Consider the following 12,602-nt stretch of genomic DNA (forward strand, 5'->3'; position numbering starts at 1 on the left):
CCCCATATTGAGAGACAAGCCCGGATTGCCGATTCTGACAGTCAGGAGAATTCACCTGAAACGGCCTGAGGAGACCGGATGATGCGCTATTTCAAACCCGACGACTTCACAGGCAACCGTGCCTGGGATGCGCTGGATATTGCCAAAATGGACGGCACCACTGTTCGCCTGCATTGGACCGACAAGCCATACAAATGGCACATCAATGATGGTCAGGAAGTCTTTGTCGTCCTGAAGGGCAGGGTGGATATGCATGTCCGGGAGGCCGACGGCACAGTAACCGTGACACAGATGTCAGACGGCATGATTGCTCATGCAACCGAAGGCACGGAACATGTGGCCCACCCTCAGGGCGCAGCCAGAATTCTGGTGATTGAGAAGGAAGGATCAGTCTGATCCGGACTTGTGGAGAGAACCGGCGTGCCTACGACCGCATCAGCGGTCTACATGGGTCTCGATCACAACATGGGACTGCACGCGCTGCACGACCGGATGATCGCTCAGGCTTTCGGTGATTTCCTGCAACCGTTCAATGGACGGTACATCCAACAGCATGCAGGCATCCACCTCCCCCGCTGTCGACCAGAATTTCCGGATTTCCGGCAGATGGCCGAAATCCTGATACAAGGCCTTGCATTTCGACCCCGTCAGCGTCAGCGAAAGCACGACCGAAATACCTTTAGGTGTCTCCGACGCCCCCCGGCGGATCGTATACCCCTCGATCACGCCATCACGCTCCATCCGGGCAAGCCGCTGGCGCACCGCGGTGGGTGACAGGTTGACCGCACGCGCCAATTCCGCAACCGGTGTGCGGGCATCCTGCTGCAGGAGCGCCAGCAGTCTCTCATCGCGGTCATCCGTGCTTTTCCGGGTCATTGGTGAAATCGAACCTGTTTTTGGTGGAAACGACATGGCCAGCCGGACGGTTTGGCAAATTCGCCATATTGAGAACTGGCCGGATTTTCCCGATCTTAATCACCACGCCGCCCGGATCAACAAATGCATGTGAGAAAACAGATGACTACTGTATACAGCCCCGCCCTTATCCTCATTGACTGGCAGGATGGTTTTGAGGATTGGGACTATTGGGGCGGCAACCGTAACAACCCGGATGCAGAGGACAAGGCCGCAACCCTGCTCGATCACTGGCGCAGCAAGGGCCGGATGGTCGCCCATGTCATCCATCACAGCCTGAACCCCGACAGCCCTCTTCGCCTGGACACGCCCGGTGGCAAGATCAAGGACCAGGTCGCCCCGCTTGCTTCGGAAGAAGTCTTCGTGAAACGCATCAACAGCGGCTTTATCGGCACCGATCTGGCGAACCAGCTTCGCCGTGCACGGATCAACGACCTTGTGATCTGCGGCCTCACCACCAATCACTGCGTATCCACGACCACGCGGATGGCCGGTAATATGGGATACGACGTCCAACTTGTGGGCGAGGCCTGTGCCACCTTCGACCGTCTGGGACCGGACGGCCAGCAATTCCCCGCAGAGCTTATCCACGACACCTCACTTGCCAACCTTCACGGAGAATTCTGCGAGGTGATCCCGCTCATGGCCGCCCTCTCACAGGCCTCATAAGTTGCATTTAATTACAATGCTATCTTTTTTGTGGTATAGTTGTCGGGTCTGATGCAGACATAAAAAGCCAAGCGACGACGAGGCTGATGTGTTTAACGACGATCAAAGCCAGACTGAACCTGAGACCACTCACACCGATAGGTCTTTGCCCTCAGGGACATCTGAGGCACAGTCGGGCAGCCAGTCGAAACTTCTATACTTCGATGCAGACCGCAACAGTGGCCGTATTATGCGCATGGTGCTTCAGCAGGCAGGCTTTCCGGATTTTGATACCTTTATGGACGCAGAAGAATGTCTGCAGGCCCATGACATGCATGGCTATGAACTGGTCCTGATCGATTTCCCCAGTGAAACCGGCCCTCATGCCAAACTGGCAATGTCGCTGCGAAAATCAGAACGCAAAAAGGACAATATCAAAAGCGACATCGAGAAGCTTCACATTGCTGCCATTCTGCCTGTAGGCACGAAACCACTGATCAAGGCAGCAATCCTGACTGGTGCCAGCGCAATCTGGATCAAGCCGCTATCACCGGCAAGCGTCCAAAAACGCCTGAAAGCATTGCGGAAAATGCTTCACCCCGACGACTGCAGAAAAGCATTACTGGAAAAACTGGACGAACTTTAGCCGACACTCAGGGCTGCCAGCCGACTGAGCTGGCAAAGCGGCCTGCCGGTCTCCAGACGCCATTCATTGAATTGGTCCTGAACCTGCCGCAGCGCCTTTTGACTGGTCGGTGCCTTGTCGATCACCCCGGTCCGCATCAGCACGGCCACAACATCCCTGGAAAGAATGAAAGTGTCCTTTCCAATAAAACGCAGAAAATACTGCCCGGTGTTCCCGCCCAACCGGCTGCCGCGCTTTTTCAAAAGCGTCCACAGGCCGACAATGTCCTCCACCGGCCAGTCTGCGAAGAACTGCGCCGCGCTGCCATGTTCACGTTGCAGGTCCAGAAGAAAGACCGCATTTTCCTGCACGGCGCGGATCTTCGTGCCATGGCGAATGATGCGCTTATCCGACAGGAGGCTGTCCAGTTCCTCATCCGGCATCATCGCGATAGTGCCGGGATCAAAACCGTGGAAGGCTTCTTCAAAGCCCGGCCATTTCGCATCAACGACCTTCCAGACAAAGCCGGAACAGAAAATCCGCCGCGCCATTTCAGCCAGATAGCGGTCAATGGGCACTGCGGCCAGTTCCGACGAAGACTTGGGTTGCGACAGCATGGCCTCCACCGCCTCGCGGCCACCATGCTTTTCCCAGGCTCGTGCCTCTATCTCCGCAAAAGACATTGCCTGCGCCTCACCAGTCGGGACTAATGAAAGGCGCAACCGCCATGCTGGCCGGAATTTCCGCCCCCAGACGCCCAAGGACCGTCGGCGCAATCGCGCGCTGGTCAAGAACCGCATCGTCCAAAGGTCCATCCCCCGCACCGAAATAATACAGGGCTACATCACGCATGATATCGTCCGTGCCGCCGTGATGCCCCCGACCGCTTTGGCCATGGTCGGCGGTGATCATGACCTCATAGCCCTGGTCGCGCCACATCGGCAGATAACGCGAAATCACCCCGTCCACCAGATAGGCCGCCTTGTCCATTTCGATGGAGTCGGAGCCAAAGGCATGGCCGATACTGTCGGTGGTACAGCTATGCAGCAGGATATAATCCGGCGCATGCCGACGCATCAGGATCGAGGTCTGTGCAAAGATATCCGCGTCCGAAGGCACGGCGAGATTGCCCGAGAACTCGCCTTCCATCGTATAGAAGCGTCCATGCTGGATCGGCAGCGTTTCGTCATCCACCTCAAGGTCCATCAGCGGGTCGAAGGGCGCGCGCTGGAAATAGGCGGAGAAATAGCTATGCGCCACCGCCGCCGTGGTCCGTCCGGCAGCGCGGGCCGCGGAAAAGATATCCGGCTGTTCCAGGCGGAAGGAATCCGCATTGGTGCGAATGCCGTGGATTTGTGGCTCCACACCTGTGTGAATACTGGCATAGCAAGGCCCGGATGTGGATGGCAGCACGGACTGCATCCGCCAGACCTTCGCCTCGCCATTCGCAACCCAGCCTTCCACATTGCCCAGCAGACGGCGGCTGTAGGAATAGCCCAACCCGTCCAATACAACCAAAACCACCTTGGCCATTGCGATGTCTCCCTTTTGTCGGCGCGCGCGCCTTACTGCCCCAAGCGTCCTACTGCAAAGCAGATTTCCTCAAAGGCGCGCCCGGCCTTGTCACTGACGTGGCGCGCCCGCAAATGACCGTGAACGAGGCCGAGATGGATATGAGCCTCGGCATGAACGCCCGCTCGGTCCAGTTTTTCGGCGAATTCAACACAGTCATCCCGCAACGGGTCAATCTCTGCCGCAAACATGATGGTCGGCGGCAGGCCCGCGAAATCCGATGCTGCCAGGGCATAATAGGTGGGATCGCCTTCCGGCTCCCCTCCGCCGCTGCGCACGTGGCCGTAATAGTCCATATCGCGGGTGGTCAACATCGGTGCCTCGGCATGTTCCTGACGGGACGGGCTGTCCTTGCTGCCGCCTAAAGCCGGGTAGATCAGGACCTGGCCCGCAATGCGCTTGTCGCCCTTGTCACGCGCCACGACGGACACGGACGCGGCCAGACAGCCACCGGCGCTATCGCCGACCATCACGATCGGCCGCCCTTCCGCGGCAACAGTTTCAAAGGCGGAATAGGCATCGTCGAAGGCTGCCGGATGCACATGTTCCGGGGCCAGCCGGTAATCCACGGCCACGACCTGAAAACCGGTCTTGTCGCAAATCTCCGCACAGACATCGTCGTGGCTTTCCAGGTCTCCGACCACAAAGCCGCCCCCATGAAGATAGACCACCGTCGCGGTCTCGCGGCCCCATTTATTGCGATAGCGCCGAACGGGGATATCCCCGCCCTTGCCCGGGATCACTTCATCTTCAGCCGTCACATTCTCCGGATAGTCACGACGAAAGGCACGGCACATCGTATTGTACCAGTCGCGCTGCTGGTCGATGCTGCCATCGACGGCGTCCGGCGGATAAAAGGAATCAGTGCTGTCAATAAAGGCCTGAATTTCTTCGTCGACCGTTCCGGCCATGCTTTTTCTCCCGACGCATCTATTCTCGTTTGGCGCCATAAAAGCATTCCTCACCACGGAACCCAAGGGAACAATTGTTTCATCTGCTGATAGCCCCTGGAACAGGTCGCAACGATGAAAATCGGCAATCCTGGAACAGATCCGGTAAATGCTGTCCAGCCTTGCAGAAAATCGTTATTCTTGCCCCATATGAAGACGGGAAAATGTCGAGCGGGAATGTGGAACTGTAGATGATTGCAGGTCAATTGCGCCTTTACAGCGGACTGGTGTTGTTCACATTTGTGCTCTGCCATTTCATCAACCACGCCTTCGGCCTGGACTCCCTTGAGGCCCTGGAGACGGCGCGGCGCTATCTGATGACCCCCTGGCGGGAAAGCTTTGGGACAGTCCTGCTGATCTCCGCGGCGATCACCCATACGACGCTGGGCCTGCGCGCGATCTATGTCCGGCGCAGCCTGAAGCTCAAACGATGGGAAATGACCCAGGTTATTCTGGGGCTCAGCATTCCCTTCCTGGTCGCCGAACATATCCTGGGCACCCGCGTTGCAGAACTCACCCTGGATACGGAACCCAATTATGCCATGGTGCTGCTTACCTTCTGGGTGGGTTCACCGATCCGCGGTTTTCTGCAGGCCGTGGCGTTGCTCGTGGTATGGGTTCATGGCTGCATCGGTCTGCATTACTGGCTGCGCACCAAGAATGGTTACGACAAATGGCGGCGTTTTCTTGGTCTGCTGGTTGTCATTGTGCCAACCCTGGCGCTTGCGGGATATGCGGCATCCGGCATTGAAGTCCGGGAAATGGCCAAAACACCGGACTATATCTTCAACGTTCTGAAACTGGCCAACATCGACCGGGAAACGGTTGCCACGACGGGATCGCGATTGATGATCACGCTTTGGGTGATCGCCACACTGGTCGCCCTACCCTTTGTGACACGGGGCATCCGGCAATTCGTTTCCCGCCTGCGCACCCGCGCCCGGATAACCTACCCGGATGGACGCCGCTTTCGCGTTCCGCCCGGTGCAACGGTTCTGGAGGTCCTGCGGGAAAACGGCGTCGACCATGCCGCTGTCTGCGGCGGACGCGGTCGTTGCACGACCTGTCGCCTGCGCGTTGTCACCGGGGCTGACAACCTACCACCGCCGGATGGCGTGGAAGCCAAGGCCCTTGAGCGTATTCACGCGGTGGAAGGCATGCGGCTCGCCTGTCAGGTCCGCCCGGATCACGACATCGCCATCGCCCCCCTGCTGCCCGCCAATGCCACCGCCGCCGATGGACGGCGCCCCGGCGGTCTGGAAGGCCATGAACAGCAGGTTGTTTGCATGTTCATCGACCTGCGGGGCTCCACCAAACTGGGCGAGGCCAAACTGCCCTATGATGTGCTGTTCATTCTGAACCAGTTTTTTGCAGAGATGACCCTCGCCCTGGAAGAGAGCAACGGTCACTATGCCCAGTTCAACGGTGACGGGTTAATGGCACTTTACGGTATCGACGATGAAACGCTGGAAGAGGCCGCACGCAATGCCGCCCAGGGCGCGGCCCTGATGCTGCGGCGGCTGGACCACCTCAACGAACATCTGGCGAGCGAATTGAACGAACCCCTCCAAATGGGAATCGGCGTTCATTGCGGCGAGGCCATCGTCGGCGCCATGGGCCCGCCCCGCAACCAGATCACGTCTGCCATCGGCGACAGCATCAATACCACCGCCCGGCTTGAGGGCCTAACCAAGGACTATGCCGTGCCGATCATCTTTTCCCGCATGGCGGCCGAGGCGGCGGGCCTTACCCTGCCGGAAGACAAGCTGCATGAAGCCAATGTTCGCGGACGCGGGCGGTCCATCCACTTCTATGCGCTGGAAGATGCGTCATCCCTGACAAATAGTTGACGGCACAGCAGAAAAGCTTCCCAGTCATTGCATAAATTATTGCCGACCGAACAATGTCTGTAACGACAACGTTCTAAAACGAGCTTATCTAAATTTAGGGGGGGGGAAATCCTACAATGGAGAATTGGCAGGCAGCCTATGCCTTTCGCGAGACAACGAAATTATCAAAATTCCTGAAGATTGCCATACCGGTTCAAATCGTTCTAAGCGCCATTACAGCAGCCAGTGTTTGTGTCACCTATCCGGATGCGGCACGAATCCTTGAAAAAGGTGATGCCATTGACTTCGCAGACATGACGAGATTGCATGAAATTTCAGGGTTATTGCAGACAACAGGCGTCATTTCCCTGATATCCGGTATCATTGTAGGCATTTCCACGCTTGTCTGGATATATCACAAACATGCCAATATCGCCGCAATGCGCGTTCCCGGTCAGGCATTCCGTCCGGGGAAAATCGTTGTCATGTGGATTGTGCCCTTTATCAGTGCGATCACAAGCTACTTCGCCTTGAATGAGCTTTGCCGGGGAAGCAACGCACCGGAGAACATAGATGCGGGAGGAAAAGGTAGGAATTTCTGGGGTTTCTGGTTGAGCTTCGCCGGCGCTTACATTGCCCAACTGGCGACGTATTTCATGGATGACTTTCCCGCGATTGAGGCTTTTGCGGCGTCTACCCTCTCCATGATATTAGGGATCGTCAGTTTATATTTTCTACGCCGCATCATCCTTGAAATCGACAAGGCGCAACTATCCGCCTTTATGGATTTCAGTCGGCGGCAACGCGAGGCGAGAGGCGAGGCATAGCAGCCTCAGCCTCAGGCTGGCATCAGGGGAATACCCTCTTGTTACCGTTCCCAAACGAGTGGCGTTATGCGTGTCCCCAGGCACGCATTCGCCTGTTGCCCCTGCTTCATCAGATATTCCGTTATCTCCCACGTCCATTCCCCGCGGGGCCTGAACATCACATCCTCCGCGCCGAAACGCAGCGACATGCGGTGGATCGTCTGGTCCAGCGGCGTATTCCCGGCAGTCGCCGCGTGTAATGTGCGAAAATCGAAGACGAGGCAGTCGCCCGGTTCCATATCCCAGGACAGAAATTCATACTCAACCGGCGCAGCATCGATATCCGGCACCTCCGCATAATCGTCACCGTCGCAGGTGAAGGGCACATTTTCGCTGAACTGGGACGCCATGAAAAGTTTGCCCCAGCGGTGAGAGCCTTTGACGAAGCGCAGCCCGTCCTTGCGGCTGACCGGCTCCATCGGCATCCAGAGGATGCACATGCGGCCTTCAAAATCGAAATAGGGTTCGTCGTGGTGCCAGGGCGCACCGTTGGTCGCCCCCCGTTCCCGCATGAACCAGTTGTCCATCAGCAGGACAGTCTTCTGCGCGCCCATCAGTCGCCCGGCAATCGCCGCAGCAGGTGAGCCAAAGATCAGGTCCCGGAATTCCGGTATCTCCGGCCAGCTCCAGAAGTCAAAGACATAACGGCCCGGCGATCCTTCCGGCGTGTGGTCCCGAAAAAAGCGGCCAGGGTTCTCAAGATTCCGTTGAATGCCCCGCCGTGTCAGGTCAATCCAATGCGGGTCAAACTGTTGGCGCAGGCAGACGACACCGTCGGTTTGAAATTTCTGCATCACCGCATCGTCTATATCCCGCATAGCGCTGCTCATTATCGTCCTCCTGCTTCTCTGCCCATGCGAGCACGTTAACAGAGATTGCATTATCGTCTAGACTGGTGATCTGCGGATAAACCGCTTTGGAGCATTCGGACCATGCCGATGACCAGCCACAAGGAAGCACTACGCAAGCTCATCCTGCTGACCGAGCCGGTTCACCGTCTGCGCAGCCGCCTGGATGCCTTCGAATGGAACAGGGAGGAGGCACTGGTTACCCTCACAAGGGACCACCTGCGCACCGCCATCAATCGTTTCCTCGATGGAGAGCTTTCTGCGGCGGAGCTTGAGGAATGGGCGAACCTGATCGAATACCGTGACGAGATCGACTTCGAAGCCAGCCATGCCGACGAGATCGCCGGTGCCATTGAAAACCTTGCCAGCCCCAACGTTTTCGGCGCGATCAATTCCGATCGCTGCCGCGATCTTCTGGACGGGCTTTAACCTTTAGCCCGGTTTCAGGAGGGCCTGGACGCCGAAATTTCAAAGCTCACTGCATCGCAATCGGGATAGACGTCGATCTTGCTGGTTCTGACAACGGCACTTTGCGCGTTGCCGTTCTGGAAGCAGATCCCGACAATTGCCTCGCATAAGGTTTCCTGCAGGTTGAAGTCTGCTGTGTCGCTGAGTTTTTTAATCTCTTCGCGCAGATAGTCATAATCAACCGTCGAGGAAATATCGTCACCAGCCGGTGTGACGTTTTCGGCAAGGGTCAATTCAATATCAATGGAAACGCGTTGCTTGTTTTCCAGTTCGAAATCATGGATTCCGATACGAAACGGCAATGTATAGTTGGAAAGGAGGATCTTGCGTGTATTCGTTACGAATTTTCGGTCATTAGCCACTTGCATTCCACCTATTGATCAAGAAACGCGACGTCACGCTCTAGGTTCATCAATGACTGGCCTCCGTCAATGGTTAATACCTGACCATTAAACGATGCCGTCGTGGCAATAAACATGGCGGCACGGCAGATTTCCTCAGGTGTGCAACCGACCCCTAACAAATTGAGCCTATGGGTTTTTTCGAAATCTTCCTGCGTCTGCTTTCCGCTTGGCAAGGTTATGCTCGGCGCAATTCCACACACCCGGATTCCGGGCGCAAAGGACATCGCCATCATTTTCGTCGCGGCCAGCAGGGCAGACTTTGCCAATGTGTAGGAATAGAAATCCGGATTAAGTGCAAAAACCTTGTTATCCAAAATGTTGATAACACAACCGGAGGTCTGGATTTCCGCCTTGTAATAAAGCTCTGATATCTTCGTCGGCGCAAACAGGTTCACGGCGAGAGACTTTTGAAAGACCGCCTCGTCTATTTCCGTCGGCTGATCATATTCAAACGCCGATGCGTTATTGATAACGCAATCAACCTTCTCTCTGGCGAACAGCTCCTGAAAAGACTTTGTCAGTTTCCCTGCATCGGACAGATCAACCGCGATGACTTCTGCCTGCCCGCCATCAGCCAAAATCTGTTTTTGGAGCTTTTCCGCGTCAGACATCGACGCATTGCAGTGGATGAATACCTTCCATCCCATTTCAGAAAAGTATGCCGTTAAACTACGTCCAATTCTTTTGGCGCCGCCTGTAATCAGCACGCTTTTCATCATCAACCTCAGTCGTCATTTTCCCGTTCAGCAAGCCGTATGGGGATTCTTAACAGAATGCCCGTCATATCCGGAGGATTTTGAGGGGGAAAAGCCCGAAATCCGAAGACTGGACAGTGTGGGAGGACAATAAAGTATCATACTCCAAGTCACCGGTTTCTGCGGACTTCAATGCCACATGAAACAATAAAGTATCATACCAAAGCTCACGAAAACGTCGGAATTACATAAATATTACAACATTAAAGCATCATACTTTATTATATTTCAGCATATTACAATGTAACATGTTGTTTCCAGAGCATCTGTGACGTGCCACAGTTAGTGTCACTTGAGGTCACTGTAAATCAATAGCTTAACGGAAAAATTGCCAAAGTTATTGTCCGCCTGTGTCACAGTTACTGTCATTTCCGCGCAAATTTGCCAGAGTTCGTGTCATTTGGGTGCTGTCGGAGGAACTTGTCCTTGAGTATAGGAGGCCTGCCCGCCAGCCTTGTCTATGTGTAATCCATTCAAATATTTCTAGACTTCGCCGGAGGTCATCCGCCTGGCTGTGATGATGTATGTCCGGTTTCCGCTGTTGCTGCGGAATGTGGAAGACCTGCTCCACGAACGGGGCAGAGACGTCACTCATGAGACGATACGCTTCGGTTCAGCCTGCTGTTTACCAGAGAGGTCCGCAAGCGTCGTGTCAAAATCCAACTGGAGATGGCATCTCGACGAGGTTTTCGTTCGGATTAACGGCGAAAGACGCGACCTCTGGCTGTCGGTCGATCACGAGGGGGAAGTGCTGGAGGCCTTTGTTACAAAGAAGCGGGACCGCCGAGCTCCTCTCAGATTTCTGTATAAGACAATGAAGCGATATAACCGTTCGGCCATGATCGTCACCGACAAACTGACCTTAAAGCCTCGGGCAAGTGCTCTGACTGATCGAGGTTAGTGCGGTCCGCGCCGGCTGGAAGTATCTTTGTATGCACTCTGATATTCGAGTGTGCTCAGGGGAAACAGGCACTGTAAATCCACATATTTCTGCCCCCCTCTCAGTGGCTGTTTCCCCGACTACTTCCCGGCCCGATGGTCGGTAGACATTTCATAAACGCCAGGAGATCGTCATGCCCACACCAGAACAAAAACATCTGAATGCTGCGGAACAGTTGAAATCGGTCAAGGAGCTCTGGAGCCATGCGCCGGCGGGCGAGAAAAAGGAAAAGGCCCAGCAATATTTCACCGCTGCGGAAGAAGCACATAGAAAGAATATGGACAATAAATGCATCGAAGAACTGGCAAAAGTCCGAGATACCTTGAAATAAGAACTTATTCATTCTGACAAGCGGAGCCGGAAGACATCTGGCTCCGTCTTTCATTTTGCCAACCTGTCATCCCGCCTATGGGGTAAGGCAGACCTGCCAGTCAGTGCAAAATGGGTTTTTCATGATCCATATAGTCGCTGTCAAAATCAGCCAATCGCGTCAGCGCGGTAAAATCCAGATAGGTAACTTGTCCCCCTTGAAAGGACAGCAGATTTTTCTCCCGCAATTTTCTTAAACAGCGATTAAGATGGATGGCGCTTAATCCCAGGGCATCCGCCAGAAGATATTGTGTGAGCGGACAGTGATAGCCATTTCTATCGGCCAACCCCACAAGCTCCAGACGCACGCCCAGCTCCAGCAGGAAATGAGCCGTGCGCACAATCGCACTCCTACGGCCGATATCGATAAGATGTTCCACCACCATTGCTTCATCCCTGGATGCGGCCCAAAGAAGGGCAGCGGCCAGTCGCGGTGACATCTCGAAACAAAGTTTGAGATGTTCTTTCGTGACTTCGGAAACTTCAATCTGCGTAATGGGTTCGAAACTGTGATCGGATGTCCTGAGCAGGAGGCTTCGCAAGCCGAGGAAATCCCCCGAAATCTGGAAGTCAACGATCTGCCGCGCGCCATCTTTCAGTAGCTTGTATGAAAAAACCCACCCCTTTCTAAGAATATAGGCTTTATGGTGAATGGCCCCCTGATGCTCCAGCCCGGACCCTGCCTCCACAATCCGATTGTTTTCGTGCAGCCGCGTCAGCATAAGGAGGTCCTCCTCCTTCAGCTCGATAAAGGTCGACAGTTTCCTCGCAAGCGGCAAATCCAGGTTTGACATGTCATCCATTTATTGTTGGCTCGTATTTCCTGTCACGCGCAGCACCAGGACGAGGCCGGGTTTCATATAAGACAGCTTCGAAGCTGATGCAGGTTTATACACCCTAGTCAGAAACCCTGTAGTTTAACACCTACATTATACCACTACTACGTTCAGCAGTGGTTATATGGTGTTTTGAAAGGGTGGTTCTACATGCATTCAAAGGCTGAAATATCAGGTGCCGCAGCCCTTGCCATATGCGAGTCCATGCTGCTTTGTCTGACTGACAGCAAGGTCATCACAAAACAGCAGGTTGTCGGCCTGCTAGAAGACGCCGTGAACGCACATCGCAACGCAATGCAAACATCCGGGCAAAAATCGGGGCCAACATCCGGCGGCGACGAATTGCATAAAGAGATTGCGGATCTGATTGCCGCAATCATTGCCGGTGGTAATTCCGTCAGACATCTTTAAGGCATTTCTGCCACGATACCCACGGTTGCCCCGATCACGGTGCGACTAATATAGATCAGCACCAATCCGATACCGAACGGGTATTCTTATATTCGACCAGAAACAGCGCGCCTCTTTCAGCAGCAAGAGGAAGGAAACCATCCCGTTGACGAACAAGGCTGACCTT

General features: G+C 54.9%; 17 protein-coding genes. 9 read left to right on the forward strand and 8 right to left on the reverse strand.

Features of this window, described 5'->3' with window-relative positions:
- Positions 1-78 precede the first annotated feature (78 nt).
- Positions 79-396, forward strand: a complete 318-nt coding sequence (locus IF205_RS19280) for a cupin domain-containing protein (protein ID WP_259780982.1) — start codon at positions 79-81, stop codon at positions 394-396.
- A gap of 39 nt (positions 397-435) precedes the next feature.
- On the opposite strand, the gene IF205_RS19285 is transcribed toward IF205_RS19280, so the two are convergent.
- Complete coding sequence (locus tag IF205_RS19285) at positions 436-876, reverse strand: Lrp/AsnC family transcriptional regulator (RefSeq protein WP_259780983.1); 441 nt, start codon at positions 874-876, stop codon at positions 436-438.
- Between the two features lie 141 nt (positions 877-1,017).
- Between IF205_RS19285 and IF205_RS19290 the strand changes: the two genes are divergently transcribed.
- Together IF205_RS19290 and IF205_RS19295 are read left to right on the forward strand one after the other, a co-directional pair.
- Positions 1,018-1,584 (forward strand): cysteine hydrolase family protein, encoded by a 567-nt coding sequence (locus IF205_RS19290; RefSeq protein WP_259780984.1) that lies wholly within the window; start codon positions 1,018-1,020, stop codon positions 1,582-1,584.
- A gap of 88 nt (positions 1,585-1,672) precedes the next feature.
- The gene (locus tag IF205_RS19295) at positions 1,673-2,209 is read left to right on the forward strand and encodes a PleD family two-component system response regulator (RefSeq protein ID WP_259780985.1); all 537 of its coding nucleotides are present in this window, start codon (positions 1,673-1,675) and stop codon (positions 2,207-2,209) included.
- Here IF205_RS19295 and IF205_RS19300 read toward each other — a convergent pair.
- The 3 genes from IF205_RS19300 to IF205_RS19310 are packed head-to-tail and all read right to left on the reverse strand — an operon-like array spanning position 2,206 to position 4,671.
- Positions 2,206-2,871: a DNA-3-methyladenine glycosylase I gene (locus IF205_RS19300; protein ID WP_259780986.1), complete on the reverse strand. Its 666-nt coding sequence runs from the start codon at positions 2,869-2,871 to the stop codon at positions 2,206-2,208. The genes IF205_RS19295 and IF205_RS19300 overlap by 4 nt on opposite strands.
- 10 nt (positions 2,872-2,881) lie before the next feature.
- Complete coding sequence (locus tag IF205_RS19305; protein ID WP_259780987.1) at positions 2,882-3,721, reverse strand: alkaline phosphatase family protein; 840 nt, start codon at positions 3,719-3,721, stop codon at positions 2,882-2,884.
- A 32-nt stretch (positions 3,722-3,753) separates the two neighbouring features.
- Positions 3,754-4,671, reverse strand: coding sequence for an alpha/beta hydrolase (locus IF205_RS19310; RefSeq protein ID WP_259780988.1), 918 nt, complete (start codon positions 4,669-4,671; stop codon positions 3,754-3,756).
- A 230-nt stretch (positions 4,672-4,901) separates the two neighbouring features.
- Between IF205_RS19310 and IF205_RS19315 the strand changes: the two genes are divergently transcribed.
- Both IF205_RS19315 and IF205_RS19320 read left to right on the forward strand, forming a co-directional pair.
- The gene (locus tag IF205_RS19315; RefSeq protein WP_259780989.1) at positions 4,902-6,560 is read left to right on the forward strand and encodes an adenylate/guanylate cyclase domain-containing protein; all 1,659 of its coding nucleotides are present in this window, start codon (positions 4,902-4,904) and stop codon (positions 6,558-6,560) included.
- Positions 6,561-6,676: 116 nt separating this feature from the next.
- Positions 6,677-7,366 carry a DUF4328 domain-containing protein gene (locus IF205_RS19320; protein ID WP_259780990.1) on the forward strand — a complete coding sequence of 230 codons (690 nt, stop codon included), beginning with the start codon at positions 6,677-6,679 and terminating at the stop codon, positions 7,364-7,366.
- A 41-nt stretch (positions 7,367-7,407) separates the two neighbouring features.
- Here the strand turns inward: IF205_RS19320 and IF205_RS19325 are convergent, their stop codons facing one another.
- Positions 7,408-8,235 (reverse strand): phytanoyl-CoA dioxygenase family protein, encoded by an 828-nt coding sequence (locus IF205_RS19325; protein ID WP_259780991.1) that lies wholly within the window; start codon positions 8,233-8,235, stop codon positions 7,408-7,410.
- Between the two features lie 102 nt (positions 8,236-8,337).
- Between IF205_RS19325 and IF205_RS19330 the strand changes: the two genes are divergently transcribed.
- Positions 8,338-8,682, forward strand: a complete 345-nt coding sequence (locus IF205_RS19330) for a hypothetical protein (protein ID WP_259780992.1) — start codon at positions 8,338-8,340, stop codon at positions 8,680-8,682.
- Between the two features lie 14 nt (positions 8,683-8,696).
- Here IF205_RS19330 and IF205_RS19335 read toward each other — a convergent pair whose 3' ends face one another.
- Both IF205_RS19335 and IF205_RS19340 read right to left on the reverse strand, forming a co-directional pair.
- Positions 8,697-9,083 carry a dihydroneopterin aldolase gene (locus tag IF205_RS19335; protein WP_259780993.1) on the reverse strand — a complete coding sequence of 129 codons (387 nt, stop codon included), beginning with the start codon at positions 9,081-9,083 and terminating at the stop codon, positions 8,697-8,699.
- 11 nt (positions 9,084-9,094) lie between these two features.
- Positions 9,095-9,844, reverse strand: a complete 750-nt coding sequence (locus IF205_RS19340) for an SDR family NAD(P)-dependent oxidoreductase (RefSeq protein ID WP_259780994.1) — start codon at positions 9,842-9,844, stop codon at positions 9,095-9,097.
- A gap of 556 nt (positions 9,845-10,400) precedes the next feature.
- On the opposite strand from IF205_RS19340, the gene IF205_RS20650 reads away from it, so the two are divergent.
- Positions 10,401-10,781: a DDE-type integrase/transposase/recombinase gene (locus IF205_RS20650; protein WP_375542695.1), complete on the forward strand. Its 381-nt coding sequence runs from the start codon at positions 10,401-10,403 to the stop codon at positions 10,779-10,781.
- A 172-nt stretch (positions 10,782-10,953) separates the two neighbouring features.
- On the forward strand, positions 10,954-11,151 hold the full coding sequence (locus IF205_RS19345) for a hypothetical protein (RefSeq protein ID WP_259780995.1): 198 nt from the start codon (positions 10,954-10,956) through the stop codon (positions 11,149-11,151).
- A gap of 100 nt (positions 11,152-11,251) precedes the next feature.
- Here the strand turns inward: IF205_RS19345 and IF205_RS19350 are convergent, their stop codons facing one another.
- Positions 11,252-11,992, reverse strand: coding sequence for a Crp/Fnr family transcriptional regulator (locus IF205_RS19350; protein ID WP_259780996.1), 741 nt, complete (start codon positions 11,990-11,992; stop codon positions 11,252-11,254).
- Between the two features lie 183 nt (positions 11,993-12,175).
- Between IF205_RS19350 and IF205_RS19355 the strand changes: the two genes are divergently transcribed.
- On the forward strand, positions 12,176-12,436 hold the full coding sequence (locus IF205_RS19355) for a hypothetical protein (protein ID WP_259780997.1): 261 nt from the start codon (positions 12,176-12,178) through the stop codon (positions 12,434-12,436).
- Positions 12,437-12,602: the final 166 nt, after the last annotated feature.

Source organism: Aestuariispira ectoiniformans (assembly GCF_025136295.1).
In the GTDB taxonomy this organism is placed as follows: domain Bacteria; phylum Pseudomonadota; class Alphaproteobacteria; order UBA8366; family Aestuariispiraceae; genus Aestuariispira_A; species Aestuariispira_A ectoiniformans.

Coding starts and splice junctions, on each gene's coding strand:
- IF205_RS19280 (WP_259780982.1), top strand. CDS start 79: ATGATGCGCTATTTCAAACCCGACGACTTCACAGGCAACCGTGCCTGG.
- IF205_RS19285 (WP_259780983.1), bottom strand. CDS start 876: ATGACCCGGAAAAGCACGGATGACCGCGATGAGAGACTGCTGGCGCTC.
- IF205_RS19290 (WP_259780984.1), top strand. CDS start 1,018: ATGACTACTGTATACAGCCCCGCCCTTATCCTCATTGACTGGCAGGAT.
- IF205_RS19300 (WP_259780986.1), bottom strand. CDS start 2,871: ATGTCTTTTGCGGAGATAGAGGCACGAGCCTGGGAAAAGCATGGTGGC.
- IF205_RS19305 (WP_259780987.1), bottom strand. CDS start 3,721: ATGGCCAAGGTGGTTTTGGTTGTATTGGACGGGTTGGGCTATTCCTAC.
- IF205_RS19310 (WP_259780988.1), bottom strand. CDS start 4,671: ATGGCCGGAACGGTCGACGAAGAAATTCAGGCCTTTATTGACAGCACT.
- IF205_RS19315 (WP_259780989.1), top strand. CDS start 4,902: ATGATTGCAGGTCAATTGCGCCTTTACAGCGGACTGGTGTTGTTCACA.
- IF205_RS19320 (WP_259780990.1), top strand. CDS start 6,677: ATGGAGAATTGGCAGGCAGCCTATGCCTTTCGCGAGACAACGAAATTA.
- IF205_RS19325 (WP_259780991.1), bottom strand. CDS start 8,235: ATGAGCAGCGCTATGCGGGATATAGACGATGCGGTGATGCAGAAATTT.
- IF205_RS19330 (WP_259780992.1), top strand. CDS start 8,338: ATGCCGATGACCAGCCACAAGGAAGCACTACGCAAGCTCATCCTGCTG.
- IF205_RS19340 (WP_259780994.1), bottom strand. CDS start 9,844: ATGATGAAAAGCGTGCTGATTACAGGCGGCGCCAAAAGAATTGGACGT.
- IF205_RS20650 (WP_375542695.1), top strand. CDS start 10,401: ATGTATGTCCGGTTTCCGCTGTTGCTGCGGAATGTGGAAGACCTGCTC.
- IF205_RS19345 (WP_259780995.1), top strand. CDS start 10,954: ATGCCCACACCAGAACAAAAACATCTGAATGCTGCGGAACAGTTGAAA.
- IF205_RS19350 (WP_259780996.1), bottom strand. CDS start 11,992: ATGGATGACATGTCAAACCTGGATTTGCCGCTTGCGAGGAAACTGTCG.
- IF205_RS19355 (WP_259780997.1), top strand. CDS start 12,176: ATGCATTCAAAGGCTGAAATATCAGGTGCCGCAGCCCTTGCCATATGC.